21 protein-coding genes are annotated in these 20,466 nt (G+C 74.7%); 11 read left to right on the plus strand and 10 right to left on the minus strand.

Annotation, left to right across the window (positions count from 1 at the left end):
- Positions 1 to 138 precede the first annotated feature (138 nt).
- The gene (locus tag AB0O82_RS19605; protein WP_363585237.1) at positions 139 to 321 is read right to left on the minus strand and encodes a hypothetical protein; all 183 of its coding nucleotides are present in this window, start codon (positions 319 to 321) and stop codon (positions 139 to 141) included.
- Positions 322 to 427: 106 nt separating this feature from the next.
- On the minus strand, positions 428 to 1,099 hold the full coding sequence (locus AB0O82_RS19610) for a helix-turn-helix domain-containing protein (protein ID WP_363585239.1): 672 nt from the start codon (positions 1,097 to 1,099) through the stop codon (positions 428 to 430).
- A 124-nt stretch (positions 1,100 to 1,223) separates the two neighbouring features.
- Here AB0O82_RS19610 and AB0O82_RS19615 point away from each other — a divergent pair, with 124 nt between their 5' ends.
- Complete coding sequence (locus AB0O82_RS19615) at positions 1,224 to 2,042, plus strand: MOSC N-terminal beta barrel domain-containing protein (RefSeq protein WP_363585241.1); 819 nt, start codon at positions 1,224 to 1,226, stop codon at positions 2,040 to 2,042.
- Between the two features lie 122 nt (positions 2,043 to 2,164).
- On the opposite strand, the gene AB0O82_RS19620 is transcribed toward AB0O82_RS19615, so the two are convergent.
- Positions 2,165 to 2,497: a ribonuclease gene (locus AB0O82_RS19620; protein WP_363585315.1), complete on the minus strand. Its 333-nt coding sequence runs from the start codon at positions 2,495 to 2,497 to the stop codon at positions 2,165 to 2,167.
- Positions 2,498 to 2,847: 350 nt separating this feature from the next.
- On the opposite strand from AB0O82_RS19620, the gene AB0O82_RS19625 reads away from it, so the two are divergent.
- Together AB0O82_RS19625 and AB0O82_RS19630 are read left to right on the plus strand one after the other, a co-directional pair.
- The gene (locus AB0O82_RS19625; protein ID WP_363585243.1) at positions 2,848 to 4,449 is read left to right on the plus strand and encodes a carboxyl transferase domain-containing protein; all 1,602 of its coding nucleotides are present in this window, start codon (positions 2,848 to 2,850) and stop codon (positions 4,447 to 4,449) included.
- A gap of 511 nt (positions 4,450 to 4,960) precedes the next feature.
- Complete coding sequence (locus tag AB0O82_RS19630) at positions 4,961 to 5,335, plus strand: transglycosylase SLT domain-containing protein (protein WP_350879079.1); 375 nt, start codon at positions 4,961 to 4,963, stop codon at positions 5,333 to 5,335.
- Positions 5,336 to 5,625: 290 nt separating this feature from the next.
- Here the strand turns inward: AB0O82_RS19630 and AB0O82_RS19635 are convergent, their stop codons facing one another.
- A complete protein-coding gene (locus AB0O82_RS19635) occupies positions 5,626 to 6,105 on the minus strand; it encodes an HD domain-containing protein (protein ID WP_363585245.1) in 480 nt (159 codons plus the stop codon).
- 108 nt (positions 6,106 to 6,213) lie between these two features.
- Between AB0O82_RS19635 and AB0O82_RS19640 the strand changes: the two genes are divergently transcribed.
- The 4 genes from AB0O82_RS19640 to AB0O82_RS19655 all read left to right on the plus strand — a co-directional run bounded on the left by AB0O82_RS19640 (position 6,214) and on the right by AB0O82_RS19655 (position 9,377).
- Positions 6,214 to 7,137 (plus strand): AEC family transporter, encoded by a 924-nt coding sequence (locus tag AB0O82_RS19640; RefSeq protein WP_363585247.1) that lies wholly within the window; start codon positions 6,214 to 6,216, stop codon positions 7,135 to 7,137.
- A 119-nt stretch (positions 7,138 to 7,256) separates the two neighbouring features.
- Positions 7,257 to 7,604 carry a hypothetical protein gene (locus tag AB0O82_RS19645; protein ID WP_363585249.1) on the plus strand — a complete coding sequence of 116 codons (348 nt, stop codon included), beginning with the start codon at positions 7,257 to 7,259 and terminating at the stop codon, positions 7,602 to 7,604.
- 166 nt (positions 7,605 to 7,770) lie between these two features.
- On the plus strand, positions 7,771 to 8,658 hold the full coding sequence (locus tag AB0O82_RS19650; RefSeq protein ID WP_363585251.1) for an alpha/beta fold hydrolase: 888 nt from the start codon (positions 7,771 to 7,773) through the stop codon (positions 8,656 to 8,658).
- 191 nt (positions 8,659 to 8,849) lie between these two features.
- On the plus strand, positions 8,850 to 9,377 hold the full coding sequence (locus tag AB0O82_RS19655) for a hypothetical protein (protein WP_363585253.1): 528 nt from the start codon (positions 8,850 to 8,852) through the stop codon (positions 9,375 to 9,377).
- Positions 9,378 to 9,435: 58 nt separating this feature from the next.
- Here AB0O82_RS19655 and AB0O82_RS19660 read toward each other — a convergent pair whose 3' ends face one another.
- Complete coding sequence (locus AB0O82_RS19660; RefSeq protein ID WP_063350242.1) at positions 9,436 to 9,699, minus strand: dsRBD fold-containing protein; 264 nt, start codon at positions 9,697 to 9,699, stop codon at positions 9,436 to 9,438.
- Positions 9,700 to 10,002: 303 nt separating this feature from the next.
- Here AB0O82_RS19660 and AB0O82_RS19665 point away from each other — a divergent pair, with 303 nt between their 5' ends.
- Positions 10,003 to 10,941: a DMT family transporter gene (locus AB0O82_RS19665; protein WP_363585255.1), complete on the plus strand. Its 939-nt coding sequence runs from the start codon at positions 10,003 to 10,005 to the stop codon at positions 10,939 to 10,941.
- Positions 10,942 to 11,051: 110 nt separating this feature from the next.
- Positions 11,052 to 12,281: a GNAT family N-acetyltransferase gene (locus AB0O82_RS19670; RefSeq protein ID WP_363585257.1), complete on the plus strand. Its 1,230-nt coding sequence runs from the start codon at positions 11,052 to 11,054 to the stop codon at positions 12,279 to 12,281.
- A gap of 63 nt (positions 12,282 to 12,344) precedes the next feature.
- On the opposite strand, the gene AB0O82_RS19675 is transcribed toward AB0O82_RS19670, so the two are convergent.
- From AB0O82_RS19675 to AB0O82_RS19685, 3 genes are all read right to left on the minus strand, one after another.
- Positions 12,345 to 13,760, minus strand: coding sequence for an MFS transporter (locus tag AB0O82_RS19675; protein ID WP_363585259.1), 1,416 nt, complete (start codon positions 13,758 to 13,760; stop codon positions 12,345 to 12,347).
- The gene (locus AB0O82_RS19680; RefSeq protein WP_363585261.1) at positions 13,757 to 14,410 is read right to left on the minus strand and encodes a helix-turn-helix domain-containing protein; all 654 of its coding nucleotides are present in this window, start codon (positions 14,408 to 14,410) and stop codon (positions 13,757 to 13,759) included. Before AB0O82_RS19680 ends, AB0O82_RS19675 begins: the two co-directional genes overlap by 4 nt.
- Positions 14,411 to 14,524: 114 nt before the next feature.
- The gene (locus AB0O82_RS19685) at positions 14,525 to 15,229 is read right to left on the minus strand and encodes a hypothetical protein (protein ID WP_363585263.1); all 705 of its coding nucleotides are present in this window, start codon (positions 15,227 to 15,229) and stop codon (positions 14,525 to 14,527) included.
- Between the two features lie 317 nt (positions 15,230 to 15,546).
- On the opposite strand from AB0O82_RS19685, the gene polX reads away from it, so the two are divergent.
- Positions 15,547 to 17,316 (plus strand): DNA polymerase/3'-5' exonuclease PolX, encoded by a 1,770-nt coding sequence (polX, locus tag AB0O82_RS19690; RefSeq protein WP_363585265.1) that lies wholly within the window; start codon positions 15,547 to 15,549, stop codon positions 17,314 to 17,316.
- Positions 17,317 to 17,450: 134 nt separating this feature from the next.
- Here polX and AB0O82_RS19695 read toward each other — a convergent pair whose 3' ends face one another.
- Positions 17,451 to 18,329 (minus strand): PfkB family carbohydrate kinase, encoded by an 879-nt coding sequence (locus AB0O82_RS19695; RefSeq protein ID WP_363585267.1) that lies wholly within the window; start codon positions 18,327 to 18,329, stop codon positions 17,451 to 17,453.
- Between the two features lie 3 nt (positions 18,330 to 18,332).
- Positions 18,333 to 19,316, minus strand: a complete 984-nt coding sequence (locus tag AB0O82_RS19700; RefSeq protein ID WP_363585269.1) for a pseudouridine-5'-phosphate glycosidase — start codon at positions 19,314 to 19,316, stop codon at positions 18,333 to 18,335.
- A gap of 136 nt (positions 19,317 to 19,452) precedes the next feature.
- On the opposite strand from AB0O82_RS19700, the gene AB0O82_RS19705 reads away from it, so the two are divergent.
- Positions 19,453 to 20,355, plus strand: a complete 903-nt coding sequence (locus tag AB0O82_RS19705) for a LysR family transcriptional regulator (protein ID WP_363585271.1) — start codon at positions 19,453 to 19,455, stop codon at positions 20,353 to 20,355.
- The last annotated feature ends 111 nt before the right edge of the window (positions 20,356 to 20,466 follow it).

Consider the following 20,466-nt stretch of genomic DNA (forward strand, 5'->3'; position numbering starts at 1 on the left):
CCCGCCTCTCGGTCCGTACCGCCGTGCTGTGCTGTCGTCCTCCAGCAAAGCGGGCCGGCACCGCACCTCCGGCGCCCGTTGACACGCCTCTGACGCGCGCGCGGGTGTTCCGTACGTGTCCCTGATGCCCCGGGGTCGCTACGACGCGGTCCGGTACGCCTCCAGGTGGTCGGCCAGCGCTGCGGGGTGGCCGGGCATGGGGCAGTGGTCACCGGGCATCACCGCCACCACGTCGTGGCCCCGCCGGCGCAGTTCGGCCTCCAGCAGGTGCCGGTACCACGGGCCGGACGCGGCCCCGGGAATCAGCACGTACGCAGCCATCGTCAGTGACCTCTCCGCAGCGCAACGGGCAGTCCGGACATCCTCCTCCATCCTCGTCACGGCACTCTGGTGAAGGCCGACCGTTTCCCGGTGTGAAACGGCTTGCCTATCCCTCCGGTGGTTCGGCTTCCCAGAGGTCGGCGAACATCCGGTCCAGGTGTTCCTCCCCGATCGGGGGGACCGGCAGCGGGTGGGTGGCCTGGGTGCGGAAGCCGTCGAGGAGCAGGGCGAGGTAGCGGCGCCAGAGGTCGGGGCGCAGGTCGGTGGTGGCGGGCAGGGCGCGGCAGAGCGGGCCGAGCAGGAAGAGCAGGTCCATGGTGACCACGTCGCGCCGCATGGTGCCCTGGTCCTGGGCGCGGGCGATGAGGGCGCCGACGGTGGCGGCGTTCCGGCGGCTGATCTCGATCATGCCGGGGATGGTGGGGATGGCCTGGGTGACGAGGTCGTTGATGCCCCGGTCGGCGGCGACGAGTTCGAAGATGCGCTCGAAGTAGTGTTCGAGCGCGGTCCAGGCGTCCTCGGCGGCGAGGGCTTCCTCGCCGGCCCCGGCCAGGCCGACGGCGGCGTCGGCGAACACCTCGCCGATCAGCGCCTCGCGGGTCGGGAAGTGGCGGTAGAGGGTGGCGTTGCCGACGCCGGCCTCCTTGGCGATCTGGTCCAGCGGGACGTCGAGGCCGTGCCGGGAGAACATGCCGCGGGCGGCGGCGAGCAGCAGGTCGCGGTTGCGCTGGGCGTCGCGCCGGAGCCTTCCCGGGGGGTTCGCGCTGCTCGGTGCCATGTCCCGACCCTAGCAATCCCGGGGGCGGGTGGTCGGGCGGCGGTCAACTACCCTACGGAGGCGTTGATTCCGCGAGGGGTCCGGAGCGGCTCGCGAGGGGCCGCGGTGAGTCGAGGGGGCGGCCATGGCCGAAGTGGTGGAGTTGCGGTACTACCCGGTGAAGGGGTGCGCCGGGGTCGAGGTGGCGCGGGCGGAGCTGACTCCGGCGGGGCTGGCCCACGACCGGGCGTTCATGGTGGTGGACGAGGACGGGGTGTTCCGCTCCCAGCGCCGGGACCGCCTGCTGGCCACGGTCCGCCCGACGGTCGGGGAGGACGGCCGCCGGCTGACCCTCGACGCCCCGGGTGTGGAGCCGGTGACCGTCGCCGTGGACACCGAGGGTCCGCGCCGGGCGGTGCAGCTGTTCGGCGCCCCGTTCTTCGGGATCGACCAGGGCGAGGAGGTGGCCGGCTGGCTGTCCGGGGTGCTGGGTGCCCGCAGCCGGCTGGTCCGGGTGCCGCCGGAGCACGACCGGGTGACCGACGGGCTGGTACCGGGCACGTCCGGCTACGCCGACAGCTGCGCGGTGCACCTGCTGTCCCGCGCGTCGCTGGAGCGCTTCAACGCGCTGAGCGGCGGACTCCCCGTGCCGGCGGACCGGTTCCGCCCGAACCTGGTGGTGGACGGCTGGGACGAACCGCACACCGAGGACCTGGCCCGCCGGATCACCGTGGGCGGCGCCGAGTTGGCCTATGCCAAGCTCGCGATCCGCTGCTCGGTGACGCTGGTCGACCAGTCGACGGGCGCGAAGGCCGGTCCGGAGCCGCTGCGGACGCCGGCCGGCTACCGCCGGGCGGCGGTCGGCGGGGTCGCGTTCGGCAGCAAGTTCGCGGTGCTGCGGCCCGGCACGCTGCGGGTCGGGGACGAGCTGGTGGTGGACGCCTGGGGGCCGTCCGAGCTCTGAGGCCGGTCGCGGCGGGCCGCCGGGGCGGGCGGGGGGCCGCCCCTCGGCGATCCGGCGGGCCCGTCGTTCCGGCGGCCCCGGCGGAGACGTGCGCCGGGGCCGGGAGGGGCGTGGGGCGCGTGTCAGCAGCCCTGGTCGATCAGCGAGAACGTGACGTAGTGGTCACCGGTGTAGTAGTCCTCCTGGGTCGCCTGACCGGTGATGATCCGGCGGGTGCCGCGGGTCGGGGCACCGGGCGTGATGACGGTGTACTCGTGGTAGTAGCCGTTGGACTGGCTGGGCAGGACGTGCTCCCTGTTCTGGAACACGACGCCGTCCTGGGAGTACGGGAACGGCCCGTCGGTGGCGATCAGGTTGAGGGTGTCGGTCGCCTCGGGCGGGAGGGCGGACAGACACACCGTGCCGCTCACGTCGGCGTGCGCCTCGGTGGCGACGGCGACGGGCGCGAGGGTCATCAGGGCGACGGCGGTGACGGCGGCAGCGCGGGTCTTCCACGCGCGTAGAGTGCGGGTCATGTCCACCAGTGTGACCAGCCACCGACAACTCCGGAAGCCCTGCGACAAACTATTAACCGACGGGTAACTCACCTGTCTGACCAGCGACTTGAGCCGTATCCCAGCTCCGACCCGAGCCCGGCCGGCGCCGTCCACGAACCGCCCGGACACCCCATGGGTCGACCGCCGTCGAACTAGCAACCCGACCGCTGTCGGCTCCTCACAGCTTCCTCACGTTCGCTCCCCGCTCCAGTCGCGCCGCATAGAGTGACGGATCATGTCGGACCGGAACGACCGCTGACGGGGTGGGCATGAACACGGGGACGAACACGAGCGCGGGCACGGGACCGCACCCGGCCACAGCCACGGGCGCGCCGCTGACCGCGCGGCAGCTGATCGGACTGCTGGTCGACCCTGGCGCCTTCCAGGGCTGGGACGAGCCGCCGGCCGACCCGCCCACCGACCAGGCCGACCCCGGCTACCGCGCCTCGCTCGACCGGGCCCGCGCACGCACCGGTCTCGACGAGGCCGTCCTCACCGGTGCCGGCCTGGTCGGCGGGCGGCCGGTGGCGCTGGTCGCCTCCGAGTTCGGCTTCCTCGGCGGCTCGATCGGCGTGGCCACCGCCGAGCGGATCACCCGCGCCGTCGAGCGCGCCACCGCCGAGCGGCTGCCACTGCTCGCCCTGCCCGTCTCCGGCGGGACGCGCATGCAGGAGGGGTCGGCGGCCTTCCTGTGCATGCTGCGGATCACCGCCGCCGTCCAGGCGCACCGCGCGGCCGGTCTCCCCTATCTCACCTATCTACGGAACCCGACCATGGGCGGGGTCTTCGCCTCCTGGGGCACGCTCGGCCAGCTGGTGTTCGCCGAGCCGGGCGCCCGGCTCGGCTTCCTCGGCCCGCGCGTGTACGAGGAACTGCGCGGCGTGGAACTGCCCCCGGACGTGCAGCGGGCGGAGACGCTCGCCGGACGCGGCCTGGTGGACGCCGTCGTGCCGCCGCAGGACCTGCGCGAACTGGTCCGCCGCACGCTCGCCGTCCTCGCCACCACCGCGCCCGCCCCGGGCAGCACGGACACCAGCGGCACCGGCGCCCCCGGTCCCGGCCCCGGCCTCGCTCCCGACCCCACCCCCGACGGGGCCGCCGAACACCCCGACGCCTGGGACTCCGTCCGCCGCACCCGTCGCCCCGACCGCCCGGGCACCCGCGAGCTGCTGCGCCACACCGCCGAGGAACTGGTGCTGCTGGACGCCCCCGGCGGGCGGGACGGCGCGCTGGTCCGCGCCCTCGCCGTCCTCGGGGGTCGGCCGGTCCTGGTGGTCGGCCAGCAGCGGCAGACCCCGGAGCACGAGCGCCCGTTCACCGCCGCCGACCTGCGGGCCGTCCGGCGCACCGCGCGGGTGGCGGAGCAACTGGGGCTGCCGCTGGTCACGGTCGTCGACACGGCCGGGGCCGAACTGTCCGCGCAGGCCGAGCTGGACGGGATCGCGGTCGAGATCGCGCACTGCCTGACCACCCTGCTGGCGCTGCGCACGCCCGTCCTGGCGGTGCTGCTCGGCCAGGGCTCGGGCGGCGGCGCGCTGGCGCTGCTCCCGGCCGACCGGGTGCTCGCCGCCGGGCACGCCTGGCTGGCGCCGCTGCCACCGGAGGGCGCGTCCGCGATCGTCCACCGGGACGGCGGGCACGCCGCCGAGCTGGCCCGCTCCCAGGGCATCGGCGCGGGCCACCTGGCGGAGGTCGGGCTGGTGGACGAGGTGGTCGAGGAGCGGCCGGACGCGGCGGACGAGCCGGAGGCGTTCTGCGCGCGGCTGGGACGGACGGTCGGTGCCGCGCTCGGCGGGCTGGCGGCGCTGCCGGAGCCGGACCGCCTCGCGGCGCGGGCCCTGCGTCACCGCCGGCTCGGCGACCTCCGCTGAACCCCCGCCGGGGCCCGACGGTCTCCCCCGGGCCCCCACGGGTGTGGCGCCGGTCTCAACGGCGGCGAGATCGTCTGTACCCAACGTGCCGACGGCAGACCGGCGGGTGACGGCCTCAGCGGCCCAAACGGTGAGTGCGCTCACACCGGAATGCGGTCCACGACGGGCGATAGTGGCAAGCCTCGGGCACCCGCGCCCCGCCCCGCCGACGGGGCGTTCGCGCAGGCCACCGCCGGTCGGCGCGCTCCGCGCAACCGACCCTTCGAATCCACGGCGGCCACCCCCCGTACGACCGGGGGTCGTAACAAGGGGGTCTTGGCGACGCCCGATCCGGCATGCCAACAATGGCTCAGTCGTCAGCCGCACCGGCACCTGTCCCGCCGGTAGCGACTTACTGCCAGGTCACGCCCCACGACCATTTCGGCCCCTGTCCGGCCATGGTCCAAGGCGGGGCGTGACCCGGCCCAACCCGATTGAGGTCCTGTTCTTCATGCCCACTTTCAAGCTCCGCATGCGCACTTCCGCCGCGATTCTCGCCGGCGCCGCCGGTCTGACCGCCCTGGGCGCGGGTGTGCTGCCCGCCACCGCGAACGCCGCCACCCTGTCCCCGCAGGCCGTGGCCGCCCAGATCGTCCCGGCGAACCAGCTGGCCTCCTTCAGCCAGATCATCGCCCACGAGTCCAGCTGGAACGTGACAGCGACCAACGCCAGCTCGGGCGCGTACGGCCTGGCCCAGGCGCTGCCGGGCTCCAAGATGGCGACGCACGGCTCCGACTGGAAGACCAACGCGACCACCCAGATCAAGTGGGCGCTGGACTACATGAACTCCCGCTACGGCAGCCCGAACGCCGCCTGGACCTTCTGGCAGGCCAACCACTGGTACTAAGCCGACCACCTCGGCTCACCGGACTCCACCCGCATCCTGACCACTCCCCCCTCACCCCGGGGGTCGGACAGGGATCACCGGGGTGACCCCAGAGGGCCCGGGCCCGCGCGATCCGCGTGGCCCGGGCCCTCTCGTGGTTCCCACGCACCTCTCGCGGGTCGCGCGGTGCCTCCCGCCGTTCGCCCGACCCGCCCCCGGCTCACCCGGCCCGCTCCCGGTTCGCCCGACCCGCCCCCGCCTCGCCCGACCCGCTCCCGGCTCGTCCGGACGCCCGGGCCGCGCCCCGTCGCTCAGAGCTCGCCGGTGAGCCCGAGCAGTTCCCGCATCCGCGCGTACTTGGCGGCCAAGCGCTCGGCGGTCGCGACGTCCAGCGCGGCCAGCCGGGCCGGGTCCGAGTTGTGGGCGAGGTCGGCACGCTTGACCAGCAACGCGCCCGGCGTGGCCAGGACCCGCGCGGTGTACGCCTCGACCGGCTCGTCGGGGCGGCGGGTGAGCGCGTCCACGATCGTCTTGGTGGCCTCGGACAACGCGGCCCCCGCCAGCCACTCCCGGCTCAACCGGTCGTCCTCGACGGTGTCGTGCAGCCAGCCCGCCGCGATCTGGGCGTCACTGCCACCGCGCGCGGCCGTCCCGTGTGCGACCGCCGCGATGTGCTCGCCGTACGGGTGGCCGTTCTTGTCGACCTGCCCCTCGTGCGCGCGGCGGGCGATCGCCTCCACCTCGGCCAGGCTCAGGTACTCGGGTTCCATCGGCGCGTTCTCGGGCTCCATCGGCTCATCGTAGGCCCGTGGTCTCCCCGTTCACGCTCACTGGTTTACTGCCCCGGGGCGGGAGACCCCCGGCCCACCCGGCAGACCGTCCGAGCGATCCGAGGAACCATGCCATCCCTGCACCCCCTGCTGTCCGGATTCGCCCCGATCTGGGCGCTGACCGGGGTCGGCTACCTGGTCGGCCGGACCGGGCTGCTCGGGCCGCACGCGGAGCCGGTGCTCAACCGGTTCGTCTTCCACGTGGCGATGCCGGCCTCACTGTTCCTGATGATCGTCCGCACCCCGCTGGACCACTTCGCCAACCCCTCGATGCTCGCCTTCACCGCCGGCACCGTCGTCTCGATCGGCCTCGGGCTGCTCGCCGGGCGCCTGCTGTTCCGGCGCAAGACCGGCGAGTTGGCGATCGGCGCGATGGCCTGCGGGTACGTCAACTCGGCCAACCTCGGCATCCCGGTGGCGATGCAGCTCCTCGGTGACGCCTCCTTCGTCGCACCGGTGGTGCTGTTCCAGATCCTGGTGGTCACGCCCGCGGTGCTGGCCGTCCTCGACGGCGGCGCGGCCGGCCGCCGGGCCCTGCTCACCCTGCCACTGCGCAACCCCATCCTGTTGGCCACCGCGCTCGGCGCCGCCGCCTCCGCCTGCGGGTTTCACCTGCCCGCCGAGCTGAACCGCTCCTGCGAACTGCTCGGCGGCGCCGCCGTGCCGACCGCCCTGGTCGCCCTCGGCATGTCGCTGCACAACCGCCCGCCGGCCACCGGCCGTTCGCGCCACGCCGAGGTCGGGCTGACCGTCGCGGTCAAGACCCTGATACAGCCGCTGGTCGCCTTCGCGGTGGCCGGCCCGCTGCTCCACCTCCCCGCGCACCAGCTCCTCACCGTGGTGCTCTTCTCCGCCCTGCCCACCGCGCAGAACGTCTACGTCTACGCCCGCGAGTACGGCCAGGGCACCGGGCTCGCCCGGGACTCGGTGCTCTGGTCGACCCTGGCGTCGATGGCGACCCTGTCGGTGATCAGCTGGTCCCTCGCCGCGTAGCCGGAGCCTTCCGGAGAGGTGACGACCACCCGTACACGGCACGACAGTTGTCCCCCACGAGCCGTACAAAAGCGGGGAACCGGGGCCCTCGTCGGACTCCCGGTGGAATGCTGGCGCCCATGAGCCAACCGGACCTTCGTTCCGCAGAGTTCCACCACTGTCCGTCCGTCGTCACGCTGCCGCAGACGGACGTGGACCACTACAACACCGTTCCGCGCGGTGCCTTCCTGATCGATCCGCGCCTGCGCTGCGACCTCGCCGGCGGGCACGGCGGCACCCATTCCGCGCTGGTCCAGGGCGTCGGCTTCGACCTGCACTGGGCGTCCTGGCCCGAGTACCTGGTCGAGGTCGGGCCGCGCTGCCCGGCCGTCGGCCCGTACGAGGGGCCGGAGCCGCCGCGCGACCCCAACATCTGCCTGCTGCGCGAGGACCACCCCGGGCCGCACTACGGCGAGACCTGGTTCTGACGCCCCGCCGGTCACTCCCCCAGACCGGTGGTGCCCGCCGAGTTCGATCCCAACGCCTCCCCGGGCCGGCCGGGGTCACCCCCCGGCCGGCCCGGGAGGCGTCCACCAGTTGGATCAGCGCCCGCAGATCGGCCGGGCGCTGCCTTCACCCCCGCGGAGTCCCATCATGTCCGCCCGCACCACGCCCTCCCCCGCCCGCACCGCCGCCTTCCTCACCGCCTACGACGCACTGCTGGCCCGCTGGCCCGTCCAGGTCGAGCACCTCACCGTCCGAACGCCCCACGGCACCACCCGGATCAACGCCTGCGGCCCGTCCGACGGCCGCCCCCTCGTCCTGCTGCACGGCGGCGGCGCCACCTCCACCATGTGGTTCGCCAACGTCGCCGCGTGGACGGCCGCCGGGCACCGCGTCCTCGCCCCCGACCTCATCGGCGACCCGGGCCGCAGCGTCCACGACGGCGCCCCGCTCGCCGGCGTCCCCGGGCTGCTCGGCTGGTTGGACGCCGTCCTCGACCAACTCGGCCTCCCCCGGGCCGACTTCTGCGGCCACTCCTACGGCGGCTGGATCGCCCTGGAGTACGCCCTGCACGCGCCCGCCCGGGTCGGCCGACTCGCCCTCCTCGATCCCACCCAGTGCTTCGCCGGCTTCCGCCCCGACTACCTGCTGCACGCCCTGCCGCTCTTCCTCCCCCGCCGCACCGCCGCCCGGGCCCGCGCCTACCTCGACTGGGAGGCCGGCGACGGCCCCCGCCCGGACCCCGGCTGGCGCGAGGTCTACGCCCTCGGATACGCCGACTTCCCCGCCACCCGCGTCGTCACCGGCCCCCGCCCCGGCCTCGACCGGCTGCGCTCCCTCACCACCCCGACCCTCGCCCTGTTCGCCGAACACAGCCGCACCCACCACGCCCCCCGGGTCGCCGAGGCCGCCCGCCGCGCCCTACCCGAGGCGACGGTCGCCGTCCTGCCGGGCCTCTCGCACCACCACCTGCCCATGGCGGGCGCGGCGGAGATCAACGCCCGGCTGACCGGATTCCTCGCCGCCCCCCGCGGCTGACGGCAGGGCCGTTCGGACGGCACGGGCGCCACGCCCGCGGCGAACCGGCCCTGCCCGGCCGCTGCGCACAAGCCGCCGGCGACGGATTGGCCCGAACTCGCCAGAGTCGCCAAATCCCTTGTACCGCACTCGACTTGGCGCTGGCAGACTGACACCGCCACGTCGGCCCACTCACACCTCACGGAGCAGCCATGCCCGCGTTCGTCCGACGCCTCGCCCCCGCGGCGGTGCTCGCGCTCACCGCGCTGGCCGTCACCCCGGGCAGCGCGTCCGCCGTGGACCGTGACGGGCCGGCCGTCGCCGCCTCGGCGGGCGAACACCCGGGGCTGACCTGGACCGCCCTGGAACAGCGCGCCGGTGTGGTGCACGTCGGCACCGACAGCGCCAGCAACCCCTACCTCGGGGACACCGCCGCCGACACCGAACTGCCGGTGCTCTGCCTCCACCAGGACGGCCGCCCGGCCCCCACCGGGATCCCCACCGCCGGCTTCCACAGCTGGGCGGGCGGGGAGGTCGCCGCGACGGCCCCGACGGCCGGGTCCGACCTGAGCGGCCGGGACGACGCCGACGGGCTCTGCGAGGACTCCTTCGGCGCCGGCTGGCGAATGGCCGAGTTCCACGACGGGCAGGGCTGGTCGCTCTGGGCGGCCGGCACCCTCCCGGCGGGCACCCGGTTCTGGACGGCGATCAACGACCAGCCGGCCAACCCCTGGTCCTGACGTCCGCGTGGTCCCGGGCCGTCCCGTGCGAGCGCGGGACGGCCGACGGGGGCGGGGATCAGTAGATCAGGTACCCCGGGCGGTGTCCTTCGTCGTCGATCTCCCCGGTGGCCTGCGCCCGCAGCTTGCGGGACAGCTCCTCCAGGGCTCGGGAGGCCGCGACCTCCTCACCGATCCTGGCGAGCGGGCGGTCGTCCGTGCTCTTCATCGACTCCCCGTGGGCGCGCAAGCCCGGCGCCCGCGCACCGGTCAGTCTGGCCTCGCACGCCGTGTGCACTCCGTCTTCCTCGAAGCTCAGCTCCACGTCCCACTGGTTGTGCATGCCACACCTCCTGGCAGCGGCCCCCTCGCGCCTGTCCGGACCGGCACGGACGGTGAGCCGTGGCGGCCGCTCACACCAGCGTGCGCCCGTCCGGCCCGTGGCGGCAAGCGGGCCCGGCCCGGGGCTGCGGACCCGACCGGGAACCAGTTCCCCCACCACGGGTCTCCCGGCCGCGGCTGCTCTCCGCCGCCGGCCGGGCCGCGTCGCCGCCCCGGCGGTACGCTGACGGAAGCGCGCCGCGACCGCCGACCGAACCCGGACCCGCCGGCGCGGCGCGGGCAGTGACAACCGGGTGGTCCCTCCGTGGCGGTCTTCCTCCTCGCCCTCGGCGCCGCCTGCTGCCTGGGCCTCGGCTTCGTCCTCCAGCAGCACGCGGCGCAGCGGGCGCCCCGTGCCGACCTGCTGCACTGGCGGCTGCTCCTGGACCTGATGCGGATGCCCGAGTGGCTGCTCGGCACCGGGTTCATGGTGTGCGGACTGATCCTGTCCGCGCTCGCCCTCAACCAGGGCGAGGTCTCGCTCGTCGAGCCGCTGCTCGCGACCAACCTGCTGTTCGCCATGGCGCTCTCCCGGGTGCTGACCCGCCAGACCCTCGGCCGCTCGGGCTGGGCCGGGGTGCTGCTGCTCGGCCTCGGGGTGACGGCGTTCATCGTGGCCGGCCGGCCCAATGGCGGCGGTGCGCCCGCCGGGGAACTGCGGCACTGGCTGGTGGTCGGCACGGTGGTCGGGCTGACCCTGCTTCTGGTCTCGTTGGCCCGGCGGCTGCCGCTGTTCGAGGAGGCCACCCTGCTGGCCCTCGCCGCCGGTCTGCTCTACGGCCTCCAGGACGCGCTGACCCGCACCACCACCCAGCGCCTCGACCACAGCGGGCTGGACGCGGTGCTGCGCAGCTGGCAGCCGTACGCGGTGGTGGCGGCGGGCGTGGTCGGGCTGCTGCTGGTGCAGAGCGCCTTCGAGGCCGCGCCGCTGCGGATGTCCCTGCCGGCGCTGACCGCCGCCCAGCCGCTGTCCGGGATCGCCTGCGCGGTCGGCTTCCTCGGCGACCGGCTGCGGGTCACGCCGGGTGCGCTGGCCTGGCAGTCCGCCGGACTGCTGGCCATCGTGGTCGGGGTGATCGTGATCGGCCGCCACCCGGCGATGCCGGGCAGCGTCCGCGAAGCCCCGGAGAGCGTCGGGGCGCCACCGGAGGACGAGCGGCCCGAGGAAGGCCCCGGAGGCCGTCCGGGAAACGGTCCGGCCTGACCACCGGTGCCGGAGCGTAATTCGCTTGACCGGGCCACGGGTCAACGCTGCACTGTGGCGAGGCACACGGGCCGTGGTGCCGTCGTCATCCAGGGGAGGAAGCGGTAACGATGGAGATCCGTCCGACAACCGATCAGGACCTCGACGTCTACGTCGACACGCTCCATGCCGCGTTCGGGCTCTTCCCGGAGACCCCGGCCGACGGCGGCGGGCTCTGGTGGTCGGCGACCGAGATGGACCGCAACCTGCTCGCCGTGACGGCGGACGGGCGGCCCGTCGGCACCGCCGGCGCGTACACCTTCGAGCTCACCCTGCCCGGTGAGGCCCTCGTCCCCACCAGCGGGGTGACCGGCGTCGGCGTCCTGCCCTCGCACCGGCGCCAGGGCGTGCTCACCGCGATGATGCAGCGCCAGCTCGCCGAGTTTCGGGCCCGCGGGGAGTTCCTCTCCGTACTGCTGGCCTCCGAGGCCGTGATCTACCGCAGGTTCGGCTACGGACCGGCGACCTACACGCAGCGGCTGACGGTGCCGCGCCATCAGGCCGCCTTCGCCCTCCCCCGGGCGCGCGGAACGGCCGACACTGCGGCGCCCGGCCCGGGCACCGGCTCGATCGAGCTGCTGCGGCGGGCCGAGTGCGGCGAGATCCTGGAAGCGGTCTACGACCGGTACCGCCGCGCACAGCCCGGCGCACTGTCCCGGCCGCACCGCTGGTGGGCCTTGGGCGCGGGCCGGCCCCCGGTCTCCTCGGCGTCGCGCTACGTCGCCGTCCACCGGGATGCCGACGGTGTCCCGGACGGCTACGCCTGCTACTCGCTCGGCGACGGCACCTTGACGGTCGACGAGACCATCGCCACCGACGACGCCGTCGCCACGGCCCTGGCCCGGTTCGCGCTCGAACACGACCTGGTCTCCCAGGTCGTGTTCAAGCACGTTCCGTCCGACCACCCGCTGCGTTGGCAGCTTGCGGACTTCAACGCCGGCGAGGGGAGCAGCAGCACCGACTGGCTCTGGGTGCGGCTGCTGGACGTCCCGCGGGCGCTGACCTCGCGCGGCTGGTTCGTGGACGGCGAGCTCGTCCTCGACGTCGACGACCCGTTCCTCGGCGAGCACGGCCGCTACCTGCTGACCGTCCAGGACGGGAAGGCCGAGTGCGTCCCGACGGACCGGGAGCCCGACCTGTCCCTGGACGTGAGCGACCTGGGCTCGGTCTACCTCGGCGGCACCACCCCGAGCACGCTGGTGCGCGCCGGGCACATCCGGGCCCACCGCCCGGGCGCGGCCGCCCTCGCCGACGCCCTCTTCAGCGCCGAGCGCGCCCCGCACTGCCTGCACTGGTTCTGACCAGCTGGTTCTGCCCGACTGGTTCCGGCCGCACGCTCGCCTCGCCGCCCCTGTGCGACAGGCCTACGGGCGCGCCGGGACCGACGCGGGCGCGAGCTCGGGCTCCGTCGCCGGCTCAGGCCCTGTCCCCGGCTCGGGCTCGGGCCCTGTCCCCGGCTCGGGCCTCGCCTCGTCGGCAGTGCCCGTCCGGCCGCGCCGGCGGTCCATCTCACGCCACTCCGGCCGCAACCCGGCCAGGTTCGTGGAGGCGAAGTAGAGGGCGCCGCCCGCGACCAGGGTGGGTATCAGCCCGACGAGGCCGACCGCTGCGCCGGCCAGCAGGCCGCCGAGCGGGATACCGGCCCAGGCGAGGGAGTCGCCGAGGGCGTGGACGCGGCCGAGCAGGTGGCGGGGCACCCGCTCGAAGAGCACCGCGCCGAGGATCGGGTTGAGGAAACCGCCGCCGAAGCCGCCGACCGCGAAGACCGTGAGCACCACCCACAGCGGCGCGCCGCACGCGAGCACCAGGAAGCGCGGGGCCCCGACGAGCAGGAAGCCGGCGAAGAACACCGTCCGGCGGGGCAGCCGGTGGGCGACGGCCGCCGCGATCAGGCTGCCGACGACCGCCGTGATTCCCCCGGCGGTGCCGGTCAGGCCGATGGCGGCCGGGCCGTTCCCCGACTCCCGCGCCCAAACCGGGAGGAGGACCGTGATGAACCCGGCGTCGAGCAGGTTGGTGATGCCGACCAGCACCGTCACGGTGAGCAGCAGCGGATCGGAGCGCAGGAAGGTGAAGCCCTCGCGGAACATCCGCCAGTAACCCACCGGTTCGGCCCCGGACTTGGACTCGGACTCGGCCCCGGCGGCCTGCTCGCCGGCGGATGCCAGGGCCGCCGCGCGCCCCATCCCGCGCGGCAGGGCGAAGGCGATGACGAGGGACCCCAGGGCGAAGGTGGCGGCGTTGAGCGCCAGCCCGGCCAGCGGGCCCATCAGCGCGACCAGCCCGCCACCGACCGCCGGGCCGACCGTGGAAGCCAGCCGTTCGGTGACGCCGGAGAGACCGGTGGCGCGCTCCATCGGCACCCGGGCGCGGTCGGCGGCCTCCGGGACCATGACCGACTTGGCCAGATCCCCCGGGCCGCGCATCGCGCCGATCACCGCGACCATCGCCAGCAGCACCCCGAACGGCAGCAGCCCCAAGGCGTGCAGCAGCGGGACCAGCCCGGCCGCGACGGCGCTCACCAAGTCCGTCGTCCAGGACACCACCCGCGGCCCGAGCCGATCGACCAGCGGCCCGGTCAGCGCCTTGACCAGCACGTACGGCGCCATCTCGGCGAAGGCGACCAGGCCCGTCATGGTGGCGCTGCCGGTGGTGGCCAGGACGAACCAGGGCAGGGCGATGGCCGAGACACGCGTCCCGGTGATGGAGACGGCCATCGCGGAGAGCACCCCGACCAGCGGTCGGAGGCTACGCGCGGGCGCGTCGGCGACGGTGGTCATCGGGACCCCGCCTCACCGGTGTCGGTGTCGGTGTCACTGTCGGCACCAGCGCCGGTGCCGACGCTCGCGTCGGGCAGCACGTGCACGACCACGGAGACCCGCTCGGTGCCCTCCGGGGCCGGCCCCTCCGCGTCCAGCACGCGGTAGCGCCGCACCACCGCGGACAGATCAGCGGCCAGTTGCCCGGCCTCCTCGGGGGTGAGCTGCAACAGCACGTCGCTGAGGCCGACCGCCTTGCGCCACTCCCGCGGCATCGTCTCGAAGGCGTCGACCGACCGCTGTGCGGTCAGGGCGTGGGCGGTGAGGACGGACCGGAGGAAGCCGACGGCCGTGTCGGGCTCCTCGTCGGCCATGTCGTCACCCGTCCAGACGGTGAACTTGTGGGCCGAACGCCACCACCGCTCACGGGCGTTTCCGCGCTCGGGATCCTCCTCGACGAAGCCCGCGGCGGCGAGCTGGCGGAGGTGGTAGCTGGTCGCCCCGGAGTTGAGCCCCAGCTGCTCGGCGAGCCTGGTCGCCGTGGAGGGGCCGTGCTTGCGCAGCAGCCCGACCAGCTGCATGCGCACGGGGTGGGCCATCGCCCGCATGCCCTTGGCCGTGAGGACGATGTGGGGGTCATCGCTGTGCATCCAGCCGCGTTCATCGGTCATGGCAGGAGCGTAGAACCGCAAAGACATCTTTGCAAAGGGTTTTTTGCGAAGATGTCTTTGCGGTGAGCAAGAGGGTCGCGAAGGGCCGCACGCCGACCGTCCGCCGGCCTTCCGTCAGTCGTGCGCGACCACCAGCAGCAGCACCACCGTCAGCCCGCCGCCCGGCGTGGCCTCCACCGCCAGCCGCCCGCCCGCCGCCAGCACCAGGCTGTGCACGGCGGGCCCGACCGGCCCGTCGGCGCGGGCGCCCGCGAGCAGCCACTCCCGCGCCCCGGGCAGCTCGGACGACCCCCGGTCGGCCACCCGGATCTCCACCCGCCCGCGCGGTCGCGCCGCCCCGCTCAACCCGGCCGCCCGCAGGGCCGTCGCGGCCGGGCCCGGCCCGCCCGCCACCTCGGCGCGGACCAACACCCGCCCGCCGGGCGGGTTGCGCCGGATCGCGTGGTCGACCAGGCCGGCGAGCGCGGCCTCCAGCCGCCGGGCGTCCGCGGCCACCACCGGCAGCCCCGGCGCCAGCCGGGTCGTCACCGCCGCCGCCCGGCCGCCGCCGCGCACCACCTTGCGGACCACCTCGGCCACCTGGACGTGCCGTGCCTGCGGCTCGCAGCCGGCCTGCCGGCCGGTCCACTCGACGCGCTCCAGTTCCGGCCGGGACAGCTCCCGGGGCCCGGCCATCTCGCCCGGTCGGAACGGTCCCGGTTCCTCGCCCGCCACCACGCCGCCGGGCCCGCCCGTACGGCCGGGGCCACCCGGCCCGCCGAGGGCGCCGAGTGCCCTGGCCCCCGATGCGACATAGCCCCAGAGCTTCCCGCTTGCCATCGCCCTGCCCCTCACGCATCGCCGGCGGCCGTCATCAGTACCGCGGCCGACCGGCGCGGGCCGCTTCCCAGGCCCTGCTGTCAGCCTGCACCTCACTCGTTCGGGTGACAATCCGGCTCCGGGACGCGAACCGGGCACCACCCCCGCCGGTCGGCCGGTGCCACACCCGCCGACCGGCGGGGCAGGCCCGGGCTCCGGCCCGCCGCGGGCCCGCGACGCGGCGCCGCCGACCCCGGGCCGGGCCTCACGAACTCCCTTCGCCCGCCCGGAGGTCCGCCGCCCGGGCCGGAGCCCGGAGACCCCCCTAGACTGGCCCCATGCCCCGGCTCAACGACCAGGTGCGGGAGCTGCTCCAGGAGTACGCCGACCTGATCAACATCACCGGCGGGGACGCCTTCCGGGCGCGGGCCTACGAGAAGGCCGCCCGCGCGGTGGGCGGCCACTCCGAGGACGTCGCCGGCCTGGACGCCAAGGGCCTGCAGCAGATCCCCGGCGTCGGGAAGTCCACCGCCGAGAAGGTCGCCGAGTACCTCACCACCGGGCGGATCACCGCCCTGGAGGCCCTTCGCGTCGAAGTCCCGTCCGGGGTCCGGGAGATGACGGCCGTGCCCGGCGTCGGCCCCAAGCGCGCCCTCGCCCTCTACCGCGACCTGGGCATCGCCTCCGTCGACGACCTGGCCGAGGCGGTCCGCTCCGACCGGCTGTCCGGCGTGGCGGGCTTCGGCGAGCGCAGCGGCGAGAAGATCCTGCACGGCATCGAGTTGCTGCGGCGCTCCGGCGGCCGCACGCTGCTCGACGCGGCCACCGAACTGGCCGAGCAGCTCGTCGCCGCGCTGTCCGCCGTGCCCGGCTGCACCCGCTGCGCGTGCGCGGGGTCGCTGCGCCGGATGCGCGAGACGGTCGGCGACGTCGACGTGCTGGCGACGGCCGCCGACTCCGCCCCGCTGATGGCCGCGCTCACCGGACTCCCGTACGTGGCCGAGGTGATCGCGAGCGGTCCGACCAAGACCTCGGTGCGCACCACCGGGGGCGTGCAGGTGGACCTGCGGGTCGTCCCGGAGGAGGACTGGGGCGCGGCACTCGTCTACTTCACCGGATCGAAGGCGCACAACATCAGGCTGCGCACGATGGCCGTCCGGGCCGGGCTGAAGCTCTCGGAGTACGGCCTGTTCCGGACCGCCGCCGAGGGAGCGGACGGCGAGGAAACGGACGGCGAGGGCGCGGACGGCGCCAAGGTGGCGTCCGCGACCGAGGACGAGGTGTACGCGGCACTCGGCCTGCCGTGGATCGCGCCGCCGCTGCGCGAGGACCGGGGCGAGATCGAGACCGCCCTGCGCGGTGAACTCCCGGATCTGGTCCAGGAGTCGGACCTTCGCGGCGACCTGCACACGCACACCGACCTGACCGACGGCCTGGCCACCCTGGAGGAGATGATCGACACCGCGGCCGCCCGCGGCTACTCCTACTACGCCGTCACCGACCACGCACCGGACCTGGTGATGCAGCGGATGACGGACGAGAAGATGCTCGCCCAGCGCGAGCGGCTGCGCCGACTCGCCGACCGCCACCAGAAGCTGCGCCTCCTGCACGGCACCGAGCTGAACATCGGCCCGGACGGCGGGGTGGACTGGCCGCCCGGGTTCCTGGCCGGCTTCGACGTCTGCGTGGCCTCCGTGCACTCGCACTTCACCGCCGACCGGGCCGCCCAGACCCGCCGGCTGATCCGCGCCTGCGAGAATCCGCACGTGCACGTCATCGGCCACCTCACCACCCGGAGGATCGGCCGCCGCGGCCCGATCGACGTCGACCTGGACGCGGTGTTCGCGGCCGCCGCGCGCACCGGCACCGCGATCGAGATCAACAGTTCCCCGCAGCGGCTCGACCTGCGTGACGAGGACATCCTGCGGGCGAAGCGGCACGGCGTCCGCTTCGCGATCGACAGCGACGCCCACGCCACCGGGCAGCTCGCCTACCCGCGCTTCGGCATCGGTACGGCGCAGCGCGGCTGGCTCACCGCCGAGGACGTGATCAACACCTGGCCCTGGCAGCGGCTGAAGCGTTTCCTCCGCAAGGACGCGCTGCGCTGAGCGGGCCGCCGGGCACCCGGTGGGCGGCCCCCGGGCACAGGGCCGCCCACCCTATGGTCAGCTCGACACCGCCCCGAGCCCACCCCGCCGCCGCCCCGACGCGGTCCCGAGCCCACCCCGACGCCTCCCCGAGGTCACCGCTCCGCGAACGAGGCCCCCGGCGTGGCCAGCACCCGGGCCGCGCTGCGGTGCCCGAGGCCGGCGGCCAGGTGCAGGTCGCCGGCCTCCAGGAAGCCGGCCAGGAATCCCGCCGCGAAGGCGTCCCCGGCGCCGGTGAGGTCGCGCACCTCGCTCACCGGCGGCACGGGCACCGTGAACGGCGCGTCCCCGGGCACGTCGACGGTGGTCGCCTCGGCGCCCGCCTTGGTGACCACGGTGGTGGCCGCCAGCCGGGCCCGCTCCGGCCCCGGCAGCCCGCCCACCAGCAGGCCCAGGTACTCCGCCTCGGACCGGTTGGCGAACACGAAGGTCGGCGCCAACTCGGCCAGCAGGGCGAGGAAGCGCTCCCGCCCGTACTGCTCCAGCATGCCGGTCGAGGAGGCGTCCACCGAGGTGGTGCCACCCGCCCGTCGGACCCGCGCCAACGCGTCCACCGCGGAGCGGCCGACCGGATCGCCGTCGAAGGAGTAGGCGGGCACGTGCAGGTGGGTCAGGCCGGCCAGCCACTCGTCCGGCACCCGGTCCAGCAGCTTGGCCGCGCCGCGGTCGGGCAGCATGGTCCGTTCGCCGGTCTGGTCGATCAGGACCACGATGCTGCCGGTCTGGCCGCGCCGGGCGACCCGTACGTCCACGCCGTGCCCGGTCAGCTCGGCGACGACGCCGTCCCCGACCGGGTCGGCGCCGACGCAGCCGATGAACCGGGCCGGGTACTGACCGGCGGCGAAGCTCGCGACGTTCGCCGCGCTGCCGCCGCGCCGCCGGAAGACCTGGGCGCTGGAGTCGGTGCCGTGCCGCAGCGGGCCGTCGACCCAGACGACGATGTCCTCGACGAGGTCGCCGAGCACCCCCAGCACGGGTCAGGCCCCGCTGCGGGCGGCGGCCGCCAGCGCGGTCGCGATCTGGCCGCCGAGCCGGACGTTGCCCCGGTAGACCTCGACGTTGACCTCCAGGCTGCGGCCCTGGGTGTCGCGCTGGATGTGGTCGAGCAGGAACGGCGTGGAGGCGTTGCCGGTGACGCCCTGGCGCTCGGCCTCGGCCCAGGCGCGGGCCAGGATGCCGTCGAGTTCCTCCGGCGGCAGCTGCTTGGCGGGGTCCACCGGGTTGGCGATCAGGACGGCCTGCGGCAGGGCGAGGCGGTCGCGGGCCTCGATGAGCCGCGCGGCCTCCTCGGGCGACTCGACGCTGAAGTTGATCTCGTGGCCGGAGTCGGTGACGTAGAAGCCGGGGTACTTGCGGGTGCGGTAGCCGATGACCGGGATGTTGAAGGTCTCGAAGCGCTCCAGGGTGGCCCGGATGTCGAGGATCGACTTCACGCCCGCGCTGATCACGGTGACCGGCGTGGCGGCCAGGGTGGTCATGTCGGCCGACTCGTCGAAGCTCTCGGAGGCGCCGAAGTGGACGCCGCCGAGGCCGCCGGTGGAGAACACCCGGATGCCCGCCCGGTGGGCGAGGAAGGCGGTGGCCGCGACGGTGGTGCCGCCGTGGCGGCCGAGCGCGGCGACCACCGGCAGGTCGCGCAGGCTCACCTTGTCCAGGCCGTCCGTCGCGGACAGTTCGGTGATCTGCTCGGTGCTCAGACCGACCGTGGGCACGCCCGCGTGCACGCCGATGGTCGCCGGGACGACGCCCGCCTCGCGCAGCTGTCGCTCGGCCTCCAGCGCGACGGCCAGGTTGCGGGGGCGCGGCAGGCCGTGGGTGAAGATGGTCGATTCCAGCGCGACCACGGGCCGGCCGTCGGCCACGGCCTGCGCGACCTCCTCGGAGACGCGGATGGCCCGCGCGGAACGGGTGGCCGGCGCGGAGCCGGCGGCTTCGGGGGTGCTGGGGGGCAGTCCGGTCATGGTCGGATCTCTCTGTGAGATGCCACTGCGGTGGGGCAACGTGTCGCTCAGCGTATGGACGGTTCGCATCGGAATCCAGAATGAGTCCTGGGGCTTTCCATAGGCTCAGACCTATGGGTTGGCTTAGGCTTGAACCATGGGCTTCACCTTGCGTCAGCTTGAGGTCTTCCTCACCGTCGCCGAAACGCTGCACTTCGGACGGGCCGCCGAACGGCTGCACATCTCCCAGCCGACGGTCAGCCAGGAAGTCGCCCGGCTGGAGCGGACCGTCGGTGTCGAGCTGTTCGACCGCAGCCGCCGCTCGGTGGCGATGACCGAGGCCGGCGAGGTGATGGCCGCCGAGAGCGCCCGGCTGCTCGGGCAGGCCGAGACGCTGCTGGCCCGGGTGCGGCTGCACGAGGAGTCCCGGCTGGGGACGGCCCGGATCGTCGCCTCCCCCAGTGTGGTGAACCGGCTGCTGCCCGCCGTGGTCAGCCGCGCCGAACAGGAACTGCCCGCGCTCACCACCGCCGAGGTCGCCGTCGACACCGGCCAGGTCTCCACCGCGCTGGCCGCCGAACTCGCCGACATCGGCCTCGGCCGCTTCCTCGACGAGGTGGCCGGCTACCGGCTGGAGCGGATCGCCGACGAGCCGGTGCGGGTCGCCCTCGGCCGGGACCACCCGCTGGCCGGCCGGACGAGCGTGCGCCTCGGCGAACTGCGCGACCTGCCGCTGCTGCTGTGGCCGCGCGAGCAGCACCCGCGCTACTACGACCACGTGCTCGGCCTGTGCGCGGACCACGGCGTCGACCCGCCGGTCCTGGTCAGCCCGCCGCGGATCGTCGGCTCCCGGCTCTACCTGCTCGCCCGCAACCGCGCGTTCTCGCTGGTGCCCGGCTCGATGACCGGCCACCTCACCGAGGACGTGGCCACCGTCCGGCTGGACGGCCGGGCCACCCTGCCGCTGGAGATGCAGTGGCGGCTGGACGACCGCCGGCCCCGGCTGGCCACCCTGCGGGACCTGATCCGCCAGGAGGCGGCGGCCCTGGAGGTCGACTAGGGCTTTGCCGGGCCCGCGACGCCGGGCACCCGAAGCGCCCCCGGCGAATCCTTGACGCTGGCATGCCACCGCCGAAAGGATGCCCGGACCGCCCACCCGGCCTGCGGCAGC

It is taken from the genome of Kitasatospora sp. NPDC088264 (assembly GCF_040685715.1).
Lineage (GTDB): Bacteria > Actinomycetota > Actinomycetes > Streptomycetales > Streptomycetaceae > Kitasatospora.